Origin of the sequence: Microcoleus sp. FACHB-68 (assembly GCF_014695715.1) — a bacterium.
GTDB lineage: Bacteria > Cyanobacteriota > Cyanobacteriia > Cyanobacteriales > Oscillatoriaceae > FACHB-68.
The window spans coordinates 177970-194365 of the sequence record NZ_JACJOT010000008.1; the positions used below are offsets into that span (position 1 = coordinate 177970).

Annotated in this window: 15 protein-coding genes and 1 tRNA gene; 5 read left to right on the top strand and 11 right to left on the bottom strand. The window is 47.2% G+C overall.

The features are described 5' to 3' along the window. Positions 1 to 156: 156 nt before the first annotated feature. Positions 157 to 1279 (bottom strand): peptide chain release factor 2 gene (gene prfB, locus H6F73_RS09905; RefSeq protein ID WP_190758618.1). Its coding sequence is split into 2 segments (ribosomal slippage): positions 157 to 1206 and positions 1208 to 1279, totalling 1122 coding nucleotides; the frame shifts between segments, so codons are not numbered across the junction. A gap of 219 nt (positions 1280 to 1498) precedes the next feature. After that, positions 1499 to 2227: a Bax inhibitor-1 family protein gene (locus H6F73_RS09910; RefSeq protein WP_190758619.1), complete on the bottom strand. Its 729-nt coding sequence runs from the start codon at positions 2225 to 2227 to the stop codon at positions 1499 to 1501. Between the two features lie 343 nt (positions 2228 to 2570). Here H6F73_RS09910 and H6F73_RS09915 point away from each other — a divergent pair, with 343 nt between their 5' ends. Continuing rightward, positions 2571 to 3341, top strand: coding sequence for an RNA polymerase sigma factor SigF (locus tag H6F73_RS09915; RefSeq protein WP_190758620.1), 771 nt, complete (start codon positions 2571 to 2573; stop codon positions 3339 to 3341). A 97-nt stretch (positions 3342 to 3438) separates the two neighbouring features. On the opposite strand, the gene lgt is transcribed toward H6F73_RS09915, so the two are convergent. Beyond that, on the bottom strand, positions 3439 to 4335 hold the full coding sequence (lgt, locus tag H6F73_RS09920) for a prolipoprotein diacylglyceryl transferase (RefSeq protein ID WP_190759594.1): 897 nt from the start codon (positions 4333 to 4335) through the stop codon (positions 3439 to 3441). A 112-nt stretch (positions 4336 to 4447) separates the two neighbouring features. Next, positions 4448 to 4519, bottom strand: a tRNA-Gln gene (locus H6F73_RS09925). Positions 4520 to 5201: 682 nt separating this feature from the next. Between H6F73_RS09925 and H6F73_RS09930 the strand changes: the two genes are divergently transcribed. Continuing rightward, on the top strand, positions 5202 to 5447 hold the full coding sequence (locus H6F73_RS09930) for a hypothetical protein (RefSeq protein WP_190758621.1): 246 nt from the start codon (positions 5202 to 5204) through the stop codon (positions 5445 to 5447). A gap of 153 nt (positions 5448 to 5600) precedes the next feature. On the opposite strand, the gene H6F73_RS09935 is transcribed toward H6F73_RS09930, so the two are convergent. Further along, positions 5601 to 6188, bottom strand: a complete 588-nt coding sequence (locus H6F73_RS09935) for a hypothetical protein (protein WP_242072407.1) — start codon at positions 6186 to 6188, stop codon at positions 5601 to 5603. A gap of 141 nt (positions 6189 to 6329) precedes the next feature. Between H6F73_RS09935 and H6F73_RS09940 the strand changes: the two genes are divergently transcribed. Next, positions 6330 to 7016 (top strand): polysaccharide deacetylase family protein, encoded by a 687-nt coding sequence (locus H6F73_RS09940; protein WP_190758622.1) that lies wholly within the window; start codon positions 6330 to 6332, stop codon positions 7014 to 7016. Between the two features lie 157 nt (positions 7017 to 7173). Here the strand turns inward: H6F73_RS09940 and H6F73_RS09945 are convergent, their stop codons facing one another. Next, entirely contained in the window at positions 7174 to 8013 is an 840-nt protein-coding gene (locus H6F73_RS09945; protein WP_190758623.1) for a pentapeptide repeat-containing protein, read from the bottom strand. 352 nt (positions 8014 to 8365) lie between these two features. Here H6F73_RS09945 and ilvD point away from each other — a divergent pair, with 352 nt between their 5' ends. Further along, a complete protein-coding gene (gene ilvD / locus H6F73_RS09950) occupies positions 8366 to 10051 on the top strand; it encodes a dihydroxy-acid dehydratase (RefSeq protein WP_190758624.1) in 1686 nt (561 codons plus the stop codon). A gap of 124 nt (positions 10052 to 10175) precedes the next feature. On the opposite strand, the gene H6F73_RS09955 is transcribed toward ilvD, so the two are convergent. The 3 genes from H6F73_RS09955 to H6F73_RS09965 all read right to left on the bottom strand — a co-directional run bounded on the left by H6F73_RS09955 (position 10176) and on the right by H6F73_RS09965 (position 13724). After that, positions 10176 to 11219: a DUF2157 domain-containing protein gene (locus H6F73_RS09955; RefSeq protein WP_190758625.1), complete on the bottom strand. Its 1044-nt coding sequence runs from the start codon at positions 11217 to 11219 to the stop codon at positions 10176 to 10178. A 265-nt stretch (positions 11220 to 11484) separates the two neighbouring features. Beyond that, on the bottom strand, positions 11485 to 13107 hold the full coding sequence (locus H6F73_RS09960; RefSeq protein WP_347239545.1) for a 2-isopropylmalate synthase: 1623 nt from the start codon (positions 13105 to 13107) through the stop codon (positions 11485 to 11487). A gap of 95 nt (positions 13108 to 13202) precedes the next feature. Continuing rightward, positions 13203 to 13724, bottom strand: a complete 522-nt coding sequence (locus tag H6F73_RS09965; RefSeq protein ID WP_190672405.1) for an NYN domain-containing protein — start codon at positions 13722 to 13724, stop codon at positions 13203 to 13205. 704 nt (positions 13725 to 14428) lie between these two features. On the opposite strand from H6F73_RS09965, the gene H6F73_RS26950 reads away from it, so the two are divergent. Further along, positions 14429 to 14560 carry a hypothetical protein gene (locus tag H6F73_RS26950; RefSeq protein ID WP_277882596.1) on the top strand — a complete coding sequence of 44 codons (132 nt, stop codon included), beginning with the start codon at positions 14429 to 14431 and terminating at the stop codon, positions 14558 to 14560. A 235-nt stretch (positions 14561 to 14795) separates the two neighbouring features. Here the strand turns inward: H6F73_RS26950 and H6F73_RS09970 are convergent, their stop codons facing one another. After that, positions 14796 to 15443, bottom strand: a complete 648-nt coding sequence (locus tag H6F73_RS09970) for a response regulator transcription factor (RefSeq protein ID WP_190758627.1) — start codon at positions 15441 to 15443, stop codon at positions 14796 to 14798. Between the two features lie 346 nt (positions 15444 to 15789). After that, entirely contained in the window at positions 15790 to 16314 is a 525-nt protein-coding gene (locus H6F73_RS09975) for a ferredoxin (RefSeq protein WP_242072408.1), read from the bottom strand. Between the last annotated feature and the right edge of the window lie 82 nt (positions 16315 to 16396).

Here is a 16396-nt window from a genome sequence, read left to right on the forward strand (position 1 = left end):
TAGCAGTTTGTATGGGCAGGTTTTACGGTCAGGTTATGTGTTAAAAGTCAAATTAATTTCCAAAACCCGTCCGACTTTCCACCTTTCACAATCTAATAAGGCAACCCTCTCGTCAAGAGGGTTGCCTCATTTCAGAAATTTCCTAAAACGAACAGATTATGCAGACCGGCTTTCACCTAGCTGGTTTTCTTGGCGCAGATACGCCTCAATATACGGATCAAGATTTCCGTCCATCACATCCGCAATATCAGTCGTTTCAACGCCGGTACGCAGATCCTTTACCATCTGATACGGATGGAACACATAGTTGCGGATTTGGTTACCCCAAGCTGCTTCTACCATGTCCCCCCGAATCTCAGCAATTTCCTTGGCGCGTTGCTCTTGGGCGATAATCAGCAACTTTGCCGTAAGAATAGCCATTGCTTTTTCCTTATTTTGCAGCTGGGAGCGTTCCTCCGTACAGCGTACAGCAAGGCCGGTGGGGATATGAACAATTCGCACAGCCGTTTCCACCTTGTTGACGTTCTGGCCACCTTTACCGCCGGCACGAGACGTGGAAATATCTAAATCCTTGTCTGGAATGTCAAGCTTTACGGATTTATCCAACACCGGCATCACTTCCACGCCGGCAAAACTTGTTTGTCGCTTGCCATTGGCATTAAACGGCGAGATCCGCACCAGCCGATGCGTTCCTTTTTCAGCCTTCAAATAACCATAGGCATAACGCCCTTCAATTTCCAGCGTCACCGATTTAACGCCGGCTTCATCACCCTCAGAAATCTCCGCCAGATGCACCTGATAGCCGTGGTTTTCACCCCAGCGAGTATACATCCGCATCAACTTTTCCGCCCAATCTTGCGCGTCAGTCCCACCAGCGCCGGCATTAATCGTCAGTACCGCACCACTTTCGTCATAAAGCCCAGAAAGCAGCTGTTGCAACTCCCACCGATCCAGTTCTTGGTTCAGCTTGGTAACATTCGTTTGCGCTTCTTGCAGCAAAGCCTCATCTGCTTCTAATTCCAGCAATTCTAAAACCGCCTTGGCGTCTTCCAAACTCGTTCGCCATCGGTCATACTGCTGCAAGTGAGATTTCAAATCGTTAAGTTCTTGCAGGATTTTTTGGGCTGTAGCTTGGTCATCCCAAAAGGCCGGTTGCCCCGCCAACTGCTCCAAATCTTGAATTTTAGCCGTCAGTGCAGGGATGTCAAAGATAGTCCTGGGTTACACCCAGGCGTTGAGACAGCGTTTCGACTTCACGTTTTATGTCTGAGACTTCCATAGTCAAAGCTTTCTAGAGAATATAGTTGCTTACTTCATCAATCCTAATACCATTTTACCGTTTAAATTTTAGATGTTCAGATTTTGAAACGCTGATGGGTAGGGAGTTTCAAAGTCCTGAGTGCTGGGTGCTGAGTAAGTTAGACCGTGCTTTCAACGAAAGCGCACAAAAAAAGGCACGATCACCGTGCCCTTATACTTCTAAATGTGTAAAACGGTTTCAATCTCTGCTATTTAAAGCAAGCAGCAAACGCAGGATGAAAACAAACAAGTTGATGTAGGTCAAGTACATTGACAAAGCCGCACTCAGGTACTGATCATCGCGGTAGGTACGCGGCAGGACGAAGAAATCAACCACTGCAAGGCCGGCAAATATAAACACGCCAATTCCAGAAATGGCGATTTCTAACCAAGTCGGAGTGTAAACCCCAAAAAACGACAGCAATACTTGGCCAACTATCACAACCAGCAGGGCAATCAGCCCTAGCTGGACTGTTTTAGCAACAGCCATGCCGTCTTTTTCAGACAAATTCGAGCCAATTTGTCGCGCCGCAATAAAGGTAACGCCACAACCTAAAGCAGCAGACCCAATTCCAGGCAATCCAACACCGGCATTGCTCAGCGCCAAGAAAACTAACCCGCTGAGGGTATAACCCGTCAGCAAACTGAAGGTCGCTAGCAGAGGCAGTGCAACACCGTTATTTCCTCTTTCTGCAACGCCACGCGCCACAAAAAACAGAATAAAGTACAGCACAAATGCCCCCCACATAGTGGGCATAAATATTTCCGGGTTAACACTCATCACCCTCAAACCGCCATAGGTGCCCAAAGCCGTTAAAACCAGGCCACCTCCCACAAAGGGCAACGCGTTAGCAATGACGTTGGGACCCACCAGTGTTTGGTGTTTGGCATCCCGAATCGCTGCTCGGAAGTTACTGGTACTACTCATAAACTTTCCTCGGATGGGCAAGCAGAAATATCACTACTATGCTTATTTTTACTTATTTTTACTTAAATGGCCGGCACTGAGTTAGAGACAAGAAGGAAGGGTCATAAGTATCTTTCTAAAGAAACGCTAAACCCAATCGCGCTATTGGGCCAAAACTGTACGTGTTTCTGCTGAGACTGGATTGGAGTGCCCCTGGCAATTCAGTAAATGAACGATAGTTTCTCATTGGCTTCTCACGCACAATAAGCTTAGCTTTGATTCAGATGGGATATAAAGCGTCCAGTTTGTTAACCAGCCCAATTCTCTGAACCAAAGGGTTTCTACCTTTGAGGATTTTCTAAGCATGGCAACTCAATCCTCTGTCCGCTCTCGCGGCATGGAACTGTTGATTTCTTACAAACACAATCCCTCTGTCGAAATTCGTAATCAGCTAGTGCGGTTGAATATTGGCTTAGTACGCAAAATCGCTCATCGCGTCAGCCATCAGTGCGCCGAACCTTACGAAGACCTCGAACAAATCGGTTATCTTGGCTTAATCCGGGCGATTGAGCGATTCGATCCGACACAAGGATGCGCCTTTAGCTCGTTTGCCGTTCCCTACATTCGCGGCGAAATGCTGCATTTTCTCCGTGACAAGGGCAGTTCTGTTAGAATTCCCCGCCGGTGGCAAGAATTGCAAAGAGAGGGGCAGAAGGTGCGCGAAGAATTTACCAACAATCAGCGCCGTTCCCCCAGTGAGGCTGAAATTGCCCAACAACTTGGAGTTTCTGTACAAGAATGGCGCGATAGCCAGTTAGCCACACAAAATTGCACTCCCCTCAGTCTGGATGCCACAGTTAGCCAGCAAGTTGAGACACCGATGACGTTGGGTGATACCTTGCTTGATGTGAATTACCAATCACTGCAACGGGCTGAAGAGGAACGTCAACAACTACACAGCGCTTTGGGCGAGTTGGAAGAAAAAACCCGCGAAGTGATTGAATTTGTATTTTTAAATGATATTTCCCGCAAGGATGTGGCCAAGCAAATTGGCGTCAGCCCGATGACCGTAACCCGGCGAATTCAAAGAGGGGTTGAAGAATTAGTCTCGCTGTTGCGACCTCAAATTGCCTGAAAGAAAGGTAAAAGGTAACAAGCCAGCCTAAAAAATATTCTGTTTGCCTTTTTCCTGTTTTCTCCCAGTGGAGGTCGCTTGAGTTCTCAAGATCAAATTAGGGAGCTTTGTTTGGAGGGTTGGCAGACTGGGCGCTAGAATTCACGGGCGACTCAGATGGGACAACATCAGGCAAAGACCGGCCTGCTATGTAAAGCCACGCTAAGCCGGCTAACCCCAAAAGCATCCCCCCAACACTCACCAGTTGAGCGATCCGCACCGGGCCAAGCATTAAGCTATCTGTCCGCAAGCCTTCAATCCAGACTCGACCGGCACTATAAGTTGCAAAGTAAACAAGAAACAATGTGCCCAATTTCAGATGTGGCTTGCCCTTCAGGCTTCGGAAAAATAAGGTAATTAGTAAGCCAAATACCGCCAAGTCCCACAAAGATTCGTAAAGAAAGGTGGGATGGAAGTATTCAAAATTGATGTAGCCTGCAGGACGCTGTGCTGGAGGAATATAGAGTTTCCAAGGCAGATCGGTTGGCCGGCCAAATGCTTCTGAGTTGAAAAAATTTCCCCACCGGCCTATTGCCTGACCCAAAATTACAGAGGGGGCAACAATATCTGCCAATTGCCAAAAGGAAATTTTTTTCAGTCGCGCAAAGATTAAAGCTGCGATGATGCCGCCTATAATCGCGCCGTGAATAGCAATCCCGCCTTTCCAGATCGCAATGATATCGCCTGGATCTTTGGCGTATTGCGGCCACTGAAACAGCACATAGTAAATGCGGGCGCAAGGAATGGCCGCTAAAACCAACCAGATGGCTAAGTCGCCGATTAAGTCTGGGTTGACGTTACGGTACTTGGCCAAATACTGGGAAAGTGTCAATCCTATCAATACTGCCGAGGCGATCAACAGGCCATACCAGCGCACGCTAAGCGGCCCTAGGCTGAAGATAATAGGGCCGGGAGAAGCAAATTGAAAGGCTAAGGGAAAATTGAGAATATCCATCATAAGATTTCTTCAGAGGGCGCAAGCCTGTTTGTCCCAAGGCGAATTAGCGGCAACTCAGTCCACATAATGTCCTGTGGTGAGACCGGCTTTAATTATTATCAATGTTTAACTGGGGTGCAAGGATTCGAACCTCGGAATGGCTGGACCAAAACCAGCTGCCTTACCACTTGGCGACACCCCATTGCTGTCACCTTGATTATATTAACACCCTACCACCTGAAGTTGTCAAGAACTTTTATATTTTTCTGAGAACTTTTTTTAACCCCTCCTTTCTGGCCAGCGAGAGGGCTTAGGAGCCAGGGAGCCGGTGGGGATAGCTTTGCGAGAGTGCCCACTTAATTTAAGGCGTACACTTTTTTGGGAAAGTCACCATTTCTTCAAATAACCTGCCATCTGTAACTTTCTTATCGTAAATTTTTCTAACCTTATTTTTAAAAATAAGGCTTAAAGAAATATGGTCACTTTATAAATGCAGGATAATATCCCCTACAGAAAAGCCCTTTCACCTATCAGCCGGTGAGAGAGCAAACAAGAGTAACAATTTAAATATCATCCCGCCTAAAACCCAATTTTTCGCTCCCTGAGGGCAACACAGGGAGCGAAATAAGATGCCTAAGCGTCAGATCACCACTCTTAACCCTCGCCTATCTCAAAATACTTAGTCTTTTATTAAGCAATTTCTAAGTGTTGTTGCAACTTGTGTGGTAGTCCGGCTGCTTTTTCTAGATTCAGGTATGGTAGTAAGGATGCTGAATAATTAAGCAAATATAAAGACAGGTTCGGCTGATCTTCCAGCCTACCAATTTAAAAACGTGTTCCTCACCATCTCCATCCGAGATGGGTAAACGATAGAAGGAGGTTGTATGACTCCCTCAATGCTTCGTCACCTATGGGTTGTGGTTGAAAAGGCCCAAGCAAACTTTCTGTTAAACCTTGATGATGCCAGCTTAGAGCAGTGGTTGCTCAAGCAGTTCAAACAAGAGCGCTCGCTCAATCATGATGAAGTGAATATTTTAAATTCCTACATCCGATCTAAACTGTCACTGATCCGCGACCTCGCTCAGGAGCGGCAACTGACAGAACTGTTCGGACACGGGTCTCTCTGCTGAAAAGCTTTGGCCCAAGGAAGCGTTTAGGCGTTTTGAGCGCGAGTTCCCCTGCCGGCCACCGGCACCCACTCGCCATAAACTTGACATCAAACGCCTATTATTGCCTTCATTGCTAGCAACCAAGGGCAAGGCTTGTCAGCTTGTCGTTTGTTCCTATTGTGGCTCCGCTTTTTCTACAGATCCATCGTTGACACCAAGGGTTAGTTCCAACGGTGTGCCAGAAGCGTGTGCCTTAATTGCCTGCCGATAGACTTGGTAGTTGGTCGGTAGTGTAACGGTTTGTACGCCCTCTTGATAACTCAGCTTGTACTCCACAGTTTTCTGAAGCTGTGGGGAACTGGCTTTTTCCAGCGGTTTCTGTAGTCGTTTCTCAATGTCATCCACTGTGGGGCGTGGCGGGAGTGCCGGCCACCACAAGCCTTTGTCATCAGGGCCGGTGGTTGCCCCTTCTGGCTTCTCGCCATTACGGTTCAGTAGAAAAGTTGAGCCAAAACTTTCGCGGCGGGGCATTTTATCGCCGGCAGGATTTATTGAATATTCCACTTGCCAAGTATAGGTTGTTAGAGCGGTTGCTTCATAGCGCTCTGCGGTTACAGTGTTGCAACCGGCAACGGTTAATGCCACAACAGTCCCAACCAAACACCGCAGCCTACCCATGCCCATTCTTTCCCTCTGAGTCCGCACTCTTTCGCCTCTGACCCCAGCATTCAGACAATTACTACTGTTTGTCTTAACAATCATATCAAATATATTTGTTGGATAAACACGATTAAACAAAATCCCAGTCTATAGAAGCAATAATAGGAAAAATTACATCAATATATTTCAATTCAAAATTCAAAGTTTAAAATTGATTAAGAAGTACCTACAGCAATTAAAATCGTGCAATTAGCGCCCCTATTTCCGATTGTCTATCAACTTCTCAAGCCGGCCTTTCCCAGCTGCCTGTGGACAGGGCCAAATACTTCCCCTGCCATTGCCCTAACCTTTGATGATGGCCCGCATCTCGAACACACCCCTCAACTGCTAGAAGTTTTAGATCGCTACGGCATTGTCGCCAGTTTCTTTTGGTTAGGGGCGTGCGTTGATCGGGTGCCGGCAATCGCTAAACAAGTTTATCAGCGGGGTCACTGGGTTGGCTTGCATGGATACGAGCATCGTGCCTTTCCCCAGCTTAGCGAAGAAGCTCTCAAACAAAGCTTAAAACAAACCCAAATCGCGATCGCCAATGCTTGCGAACTGGATCTGCAGTATGTCCAGCAGTCTATGCGAGACGTGCGTCCTCCTAATGGGATCTTTACCCCTCAAACTTTGCAGTTGTTGCGCCAGTGGAACTACCGGCCCGTTATGTGGAGTGTAGTCCCAGAAGATTGGGTGCGTCCCGGAGTGGATCTTGTGGTGCAGCGGGTGATGCGGCAAGTTAGACCGGGTTCCGTGATAGTTTTACATGACGGATACTTTGGCGGACAAGACGTGGCGCAGACAACCGCCCAACTAATTCCCCTGTTACTGGAGCAAGGCTATCAATTTGTTAGCATCAACCAGCTGTGGAAGGCAAATCAACTTTAGATTTTAAGTCTAGATTTAGTTTGACCCAAAAAGCTCATAGGCTTTTTAAGCACAAGAACAGTGCGATTTCATAGCAAAGTCAGTTAAATCGATTTTTGATATTACGGATCGAAACCCTCCACTGCCGGCAGCCACCCAATCTTCCCCCACAGCAACTCTATTCGTGGGTTGTCCCATCCGGCATAATCGCTCCTCTGAGATCGGCATCACGCAAATTAACCCGAACCAGATTAGTGTCAATCAAGATAGCATCCCGCAAATTTGCGCCGGTGAGGTTTGACCAACTCAGTTTAGCCCGATACAGCGTCGCCCCAGTCAGATTGACTTCCCGTAAAGTTGACCAACTTACATTGGTTCCGCGCAGTTGAGCCTTACTCATATTGGCTCCCGCTAAGTTAGATCCACTCAGCTTGGCTTTGCTCAAATTTGCCCGACTCAAGTCTGCTCCTGTCAGGTTCGCCCCATTCAAAATCGCATTCGTTAAGTTGACTCCTTCTAGGATAGAGTTAATCAGAATCGCAATTGTGAGGTTGACCCCTTCTAAGTTGGCGCGGCTCAGATCGGCTTCAGTCAGGATAGCCCGACTCAAATTGGCGTCGCTGAGATTGGCTGATTTAAGATTGGCTTTCGTCAGTTTTACCTCACTGGCAATCACCTCACTGAGTGTTGCTCCCTGGAGATTGACCTCACTCAAATTTGCCCGACTCAAGTTTGTCTCACTTAAATTTGCTTTTTCTAAATTGGCTCGGCTCAGATCGGCTCCGATTAAGTTCATCTCACTTAAAATAGCCCCACTCAAGTTCGCACCCTGAAGTTTAACTTCCCGCAAATTGGCTCGGCTGAGCTTAGCTTCTTGCAAATACGCCCCACTGAGATCTGCATCCCGTAAGTTAACTCCACTCAAATCTACTCCCTGTAGGTGGCACCCGCTCAGTTTTAGATCGCGAAAATCTCGTTCACCGGCTGCATATCGCTTTAGAAGTTCGTTGGCATCCATGTCCTGTATCTCACACACTATATAACTTACACAATCTACTGAGGCCGGGTTTTAATTTATCGTCTCAGATGACATAAGATTTTAGTTCTAACCTTTTTCAGTCTGCCCAATAAGTGTCGCTCCATAGCAACCGCCGCAAAGTTGTCTACAAATTGTCTCCTTTCACCGGCACAAACCGCGCAAACAATCATAGATTCTGAGACAATCAGAGTTGTCATGGTCATTGGTCATTGGTCATTGGTCATCAGTCTTGGGTAATGACTGATGATTGACGGTTCATCGTTCATGCCAGCAATGAACAATGAACAATGAACAATGAACAATTAGAAATTAGCAAGCTCACAACTGACAAATGACAAATGACAATTTGAGAAGCAGCGTTGTGACCCAAGGTGTGCAGCGTTCGCCAAACCGGGCAATGCTGCGTGCCGTTGGGTTTGGTGACGGAGATTTCACGAAACCGATTGTGGGAATTGCCAATGGTTACAGCACGATCACACCGTGCAATATGGGATTGAACCAGTTGGCGCTGCGGGCTGAGGCAGGAGCGCGGGCTGCCGGTGCCATGCCCCAGTTATTTGGCACGATTACGATCAGTGATGGCATCTCGATGGGAACAGAGGGGATGAAATATTCCCTGGTATCGCGGGAGGTGATTGCAGACTCGATAGAGACAGTTTGTAATGGCCAAAGTATGGATGGGGTGCTCGCGGTTGGTGGCTGCGATAAAAATATGCCAGGGGCGATGATTGCGATCGCTCGTTTGAATATCCCCGCAGTTTTTGTCTACGGCGGCACGATTAAACCAGGCCATCACAACGGACGGGATCTGACAGTTGTCAGTCCTTTTGAGGCTGTGGGTGAATACAGCGCCGGCAAAATTGATGAGGCAGAACTACTGGAAGTCGAGCGTAAGGCTTGCCCCGGTGCCGGTTCTTGCGGCGGTATGTATACGGCTAATACCATGTCTTCTGCATTTGAGGCAATGGGAATGAGTTTGATGTACTCTTCCACGATGGCGGCTGAGGATGCAGAAAAAGCAGACAGTGCAGAAAAGTCGGCATTTGTTCTGGTTGAGGCAATCAAAAACCAGATTTTGCCCCGTCAAATTTTGACTCGCAAGGCGTTTGAAAATGCGATTTCGGTGATTATGGCCGTGGGTGGATCTACAAATGCAGTGCTGCATTTGCTGGCAATTGCCCATGCGGTAGGTGTCGAGTTAAAGCTTGAGGACTTTGAAACGATTCGCGCCAAGGTGCCGGTGTTGTGCGATCTCAAGCCGAGTGGTCGCTATGTTGCAACAGATTTGCATAAAGCCGGCGGGATTCCGCTGGTGATGAAAATGCTGCTAGAGCACGGCTTACTGCACGGAGATGCGCTAACTGTAACCGGCAAGACGATTGCAGAACAGTTGGCAGATGTCCCATCTGAACCGGCAGCCGGTCAAGATGTGATCCGTCCTTGGAATAATCCGCTTTACGCTCAAGGGCACTTGGCAATTCTCAGCGGAAATCTGGCGACAGAAGGCGCAGTTGCCAAGATTAGCGGTGTCAAAACTCCTAGTATCACCGGCCCTGCACGCGTGTTTGAATCAGAAGAGGAGTGCTTGAAAGCAATTATGGCCGGCAAAATTCAAGCCGGTGACGTGCTGATTGTTCGCTATGAAGGGCCAAAAGGTGGGCCAGGAATGCGAGAAATGCTGGCTCCTACCTCGGCGCTTATCGGTGCCGGCTTGGGAGATAAGGTGGGGTTAATTACTGATGGCCGGTTTTCTGGGGGCACTTATGGCTTGGTGGTTGGCCATGTCGCACCCGAAGCCGCCGTTGGGGGGACAATCGCCCTGGTTCAGGAAAACGATAGCATTACCATTGACGCCCGTACCCGTTCGTTACACCTTCATGTACCTGATGAAGAATTAGAGCGCCGGCGCAGTGCTTGGCAGCCGCCTAAGCCCCGCTATACAAGCGGTGTGCTGGCTAAATACGCCAAGTTGGTTTCTTCCAGCAGTGTTGGGGCGGTTACGGATTTAGGTTTATAGGGGAATTGGGAATGGGGCATTGGGGATTGGGGATTGGGCATAGGAGGGAGTGCTGAGTAAGAGAGGGGGACAGTATTCTCTATATTTATTAACCATTCCCCATGCCCAATGCCCCATGCCCTCTTTAATTATCTTTCAGCAGAATTTGCCGCAACCGTTGTGGCAGCAAGCGAAAGATCAAGCGCTCGATCTTGGGACGCCGGCATTGAGACAAAAGTCCTAAAGAGATAATGGCAATCCCCACAACCGTCAGGGTAAAGGGAGAAAAGACGGAGTCTTGAAAAATTTGATAGGCTAGGTTGCTGAGATATCCCAAAACGCCCATCCCGCCAAACAACAAAAACACTCGCCGTTTTAATAGTGCTGAGAGGACGATTAATCCGCCATTAATTAGGCAGTAAAGGAATCGCTGCAAATCGCTGTCTCCTCCCATGAGCGATAGGGCAATCCAGAAAGAAAGTAACCCGAATAAATATAGCCAAAAAGCATAATCTTCTTGACCTCTTTTAGTGTGAAGATCGACCCAATAAGCAACGACTAAACACGCTAATCCAAACCATAATCCAACCAGCAGTTGCTGTTCCCAAGTAAACGCTATCTGCCCAAACAGCAAAGGCGTTAAATCCATCGACATATACCAGAGGGAGAAGGTAATGGGAGCGCTCAGAAAGGGAAATGGGATAGCTTTGAGAGCGACTGCGCCGGCTAGGATGGTTGCCAGTTCTAAGAGGAACCGGCTGCCTTTAACCCAAATATAGTAATCTTGGTAATTGCCGGGATTGCCTAGTGGCCAAATTCCCAGCCATCTTTGCAGGCTATATGTTGCGAGAGGGGCAAGACAAACGGCTATCGTTACCAGCAAGCCGCCCAGAACTTTCAGGTTTTTTTTGTACCAAAGAATAGTGCCGGCAAGGAAAAAGCAGAGGATGTAGAAGCTTGCTGTTAGACACACCCCGCCACTGCCAAAGGCTTCTTCAGCGAGAAGCATGAACCAACCCATCGCACAGATGACGATGGCGGCACCAAAGGAGTAGGCTGCATTCGCCATGCCAAATTGTGAGCGGCTCTTGTTGCGCTCTGAGAGTGCCTCCCAGAGCGCTTCTGCCTGTTCAGGGGCGATAAGTTCCTGGGAGGCAGCCCATTGAAAATCCTCTTTGGATACTTTCATTTGTCAAAGTTTCAGTGTTCAAGGTCAGCTTCCAGCAATTTTTAATTTTAAAGAACTAAACGGAACTGTACCCAAAAGCTGCCGGCCTTTAATCAATTTTAGATTTTAAAAAATGTCAAAGCCAGTAGAATCCTCTTTCTAATAGGGTTTTAGCGTTTGTTAGCAGATTTAAGCTTAACTTTGCCCCACCGGCTTTGAGGAGAAAGCAAAAAGGGCGCAGTTAATTGCGCCCCGGTTAGTGTTGTCTTGTCAGTCTAAAAGAAGTTTAGGAGTGAGTTGCAGTTGCTCTCTCTGATGCCTCACCGGCTGCCGGTGCCGGCTGCAATGCGACGTAAAGCCGGTTGAGGGCATTTACATAAGCATGAGCGGAAGCGACGATAATATCAGTGTTGGCCGATCGCCCAGAGAACACGCGCTCTCCATGCTTTAGACGAATTGTCACTTCTCCAAGGGCGTCAATGCCGGCAGTTACAGACTGCACCGAAAACTCAATCAACTGATTCGGCACATTCACCACGCGGTTAATCGCTTTATACACAGCATCCACGGGACCTGTACCAATGGCTGCATCGGTTAATTCTTCGCCTGTCGGTGTCCGCAGCGTCACGGTTGCTGTGGGACGAGCACGATCTCCGCAGGAAACCTGAACCAATTCCAGACGGAACATTTCAGGCGGTTGTTGAATTTCATCATTAACAATCGATTCGAGATCCCAATCGGTAATCTCTTTCTTTTTATCCGCAACGGTTTTAAACTTGATAAACGCGTTATTTAGCTCGGTTTCTGACAGTTCAAAACCCAATTCTTTGAGGCGGGTTTGGAAGGCGTGCCGGCCAGAAAGTTTACCCAAAACAATTTGATTCTGGGTCAGCCCAATCGATTGGGCGTCCATGATTTCATAAGTCAATTTGTTTTTGAGAATGCCATCTTGGTGAATCCCTGACTCATGAGAAAAAGCATTTGCCCCAACAATTGCTTTATTCGGCTGCACCAACATCCCGGTGAGGCTAGAAACCAAGCGGGATGTTTTGTAAATTTGCCGCGTGTCAATATTCGTGAGAGGCGCTTCAGAATCAGCCGGACGCCCTAAGAAGGGATTAAAATACTGACGCCGGACGTGTAAAGCCATCACCAATTCTTCCATCGCCGCATTACCGGCGCGTTCACCGATGCCATTGATGGTACATTCTAACTGCCTTGCACCGTTCTTTACGGCTTCTAGAAAGTTGGCAACTGCTAAACCTAAGTCATTATGTCCGTGAACGGAAATAATTGCTTGGTCGATGTTGGGGACATTTTCTTTAATTCCCCGAATGATCGCCCCAAATTCCGAGGGAGTGGTGTAACCGACGGTATCTGGAATATTCACGGTTGTTGCGCCGGCAGCAATGGCTCGTTCTAATACCTGATACAAAAATTCTGGATCTGATCTGCCGGCATCTTCTGGCGAAAATTCCACATCCTCGACAAAAGTTTTGGCGTAGGCAACCATTTCTTCGGCAATCGCCAGCACTTCTGCGCGGGTTTTCTTGAGCTTGTATTCTAAGTGAATATCAGACGTGGCGATAAACGTGTGAATCCGCGCATGAGCTGCCGGTTTCAAAGCGTTTCCAGCGGCTTCAATATCTTTTTTGGTAGCTCTAGCTAAACCGCAAATAATCGGCCCATCTTCTGTTCCCACCAGTTGGGCGATTTTCTGTACGGCTTCAAAATCACCCGGACTGGTAAAGGGGAAGCCGGCTTCAATCACATCCACGCCCAGTCTGGCTAATTGTCGAGCAATGGTTAATTTTTCATCCACATTTAAGGTGGCTCCAGGGGACTGCTCCCCATCCCGAAGTGTCGTGTCAAAAATGATAATTCGGTCTTGTGTTGGTTTCATTTCAATTACCTCTTCTAGCTTGAGCTTTTTGTCTTGTGTATTGTCTCTTTTGTCTGGAATCTTGTGCCTTTTATCCTTAATAAACGAGCGAGGACGGGAATTTAATAATCTATCTTTTCTATATGGTCGCGAATTTCGTTGAGATCGATATACCGATCTGTTGCATTCCGCAGTTCCCTAGCAATCATTCCTTCTGTAGACACTACGGTGATATGAGTATTTTTGGAGCGCAGCAGTTCAATTGCTCGTTCAAAATCTCCATCTCCACTAAATAGAACTACTCGGTCATATTGGTCAACCGTATTAAACATATCAACAACAATTTCTATGTCTAAATTTGCTTTTTGTGAGTAGCGTCCGGAGGAGTCATCGTAATATTCTTTCAGAATTTTTGTGCGGACAGTGTACCCCAAACTAATTAATGCGTCTCGGAACCCGCGCTGATCTTGGGGATCTTTCAGACCTGTATACCAAAAAGCATTGATTAGTCGCACCTCTGGCTGTTCACTTCTGAAATATTCCAACACTCTTCTGGGATCGAAAAACCACCCATTTTTTTGTTGAGCGTAGAACATATTGTTTCCGTCTACAAAAATAGACAGACGGTTCATTGAATAATTCATAGAAAGTTAGGTCTAAAATTTGTAGAAAACTACATTAAGCAGAATAGCCTATTCTAGCAATTCCCTTTCAAAATTGGTACTTATTAATAAGTTTTTAGGGACTAGATGTTTAACCGGCAAGTTCGATTTGGGCAAAACTGCCTGTTAATCGCACTTATGAGGGATTTTTGCTTTTCCTAGACTCGCAGTTCACTCGCTTTTGGGTAAGCGAATGAACACTTAGCTCATGATGGTAAGACGTTATCGGCTGCTAATTGAATGTAACAGAGTGCAATTCTCCTAGATATTTCAGATTTTAATTTAAGTAGCACCTTTAGGATGATAATTTTGTAACCCTTTGAGAAAGATAGATGCTTGGCAAGGCGAGAGATTTCGCACCGGCTGCGTCATCACCATCTTTCAACTTTACCTCTAATTGACACGCTCTAACTCGCAGAAAGCCGGGGTCAGGATTTTGTCTGAGTATGCGAGTGTGTCAAACACGAGCCTGACAAAATGCTAGCCGAGGGCGCTTTTGCCGGCGCGTAGGGGCGCAAGATTGTATGTGCCCAAGAGTTACAGGTTACTTTGGCTGCTGCGATTTTCCCTTGTTGCAAGGTTAACCGTGGGGTTGCACGGGTTGGCAATGGGGGTACTGTGTATGACAACAGAACGTCCAATCTGCCAGTTTTTATGGCATCCACAGGTTACAGCCGGCGAAAACCTTGTATTTATTTTCTCATACTTTGTCTTATCGGCGAGTTCTTGCAAAAGTGCCGGTTGCAACGCTCAACCGCCAGCTTTCTCGCGTCAAAAATGAAGCAAAAGTGGGACTGGGAGGGCGGAAAACCCAATAACTAATCGGCTGTAGATGCCTGTAACCGGCGCAGTGTGTTTTATTATGGTTGCCGGCTATAAGCGCCTACTGGCCTCAGCTTGCAGCTATTGTGGGCGCTGAGGATTACACTATGAACTCGCTTTGCATAACCCGCAGCGTTTGTGATTTCGTGGAGTGATTGCCGGTGCTTCACCCCACAGATTTGATCACCATCAAATTGCTCCCTTGCACCCCTGAAATACATAGACTCAGCCTCAAGCCATGTTGGTTTCAATCGCCCAACGCGCCAACTCTGTGCGGTTGTGAAGACTGGTTTTGCCCAGCATATTGGAGACATGGCTTTCTATTGTCCTTTGGCTGACATTCATCACTTCAGCAATTTCACGGTTTGCCATGCCCCGCGCCACTAACTGAACGACTTTTAGTTCGGTAGGAGTTAATTCCACATCGAAGGGCACCTGAATTTTCGGCCCATTATCTCCTGCTTTGTTTTGATGATTGATCAGGCGGTTTGTGTGTTTGAGGGAAGATTCTACTTGCGCGACGAGTTCTTCTGGCTCAAACGGCTTAACCATATAAACATCAGCCCCTGTGTTTAAGCCTTTCACCTTATCTTGGCTTTGTCCTTTTGCCGAAAGGAATAACACTGGAATCCAATTTGTTTTGGGATCTTGCCGGACGTGCTGTACAAATGCATAGCCGTCCATTTCTGGCATCATCACATCACAAATAATCATGTCTGGATTTTCTTGTTCCAGAATCTCCAGCGCTTCCCGACCGTTTTCTGCTGTGATGACTTCATACCCTCGAAATTCAAGGTAATCCTTGACAAGCAAAATTAGGTTTGGGTCATCATCAATCAGTAAAAGTCGCCGTTGATCTCGTATGCTGGTTTCCTTCATACTGTGCAACTCGTATTGCCTGAATTAAGGGTTTGTGTGAGCGATTTTCTTATCAGTAGAATATACGATTTCATGTCTCTGCGGCTGCACTTGCTTTTCCTTTCTTTATCAAGGAAAAACCTCTATTTTTTTTAGATTATGCCCCTTTAAATTGAGAACAACCGTAGAGATACGGAGGTCATACACTTTACTATGGTGCTATTATATAAGATTTGGCGGTGGTTGGCTACTTTTAAGGAAATTAGGATTGAGACAGTGTGGCTGCCAGTAGATGGGAATAGGAAAAGAGAGAGGGAAAATCTTAGAGTTTTGGCGCTTAATCCCGTTGTGATTCAATCGGCGACTGTCAGAGTTTAGATGCCGGCTGTTCTGGGATCACCGGCTCAAGCGTCCCGCCATCTGCCGGTTTTTGTTCAACAGGTTGCGCTAAATCTGCCGGCACCTCAAGGGGTTGTGGCAAAGGATGCGTTAAAAAGGCATATTCTGCAACCACCTGGTTCCCGATTAAATGTTCTTGAATAATTCGCTCGATCACTTCAGGAGTGGCATTGCGATACCAGACGCCATCTGGATAGACCACAATAATTGGCCCACACGCGCAAACTCGCAGGCAGTTGGCTTTCGTCCGGAAGATGCAGTTGGGGCGAGTTTCAGTGGGTTGATCGAGTTTTAATTGCTTTAGGCGCTTTTTCAAATACTCCCACGATTCTAAACCGGCTTCCTTTGTGCAGCACTTGGCATTGGTTTGATCGGCGCAGATAAAGATGTGTCGCTGAATTTGCGGCAGTCCCAAGCTTTGCACACAAGCTGCTAAAGCTTGGTTATTGAAAGATTCATCGCTCTGGGGTGGTTGAGTGACAGACGAAGTCATATTAAGCGTTCAGAGGTTAAAGGGATTTTGTTCGGGGAGTTTCTAGGGTTGAGCGAAAAGTTTTGTTTAAACCTGCCATGAC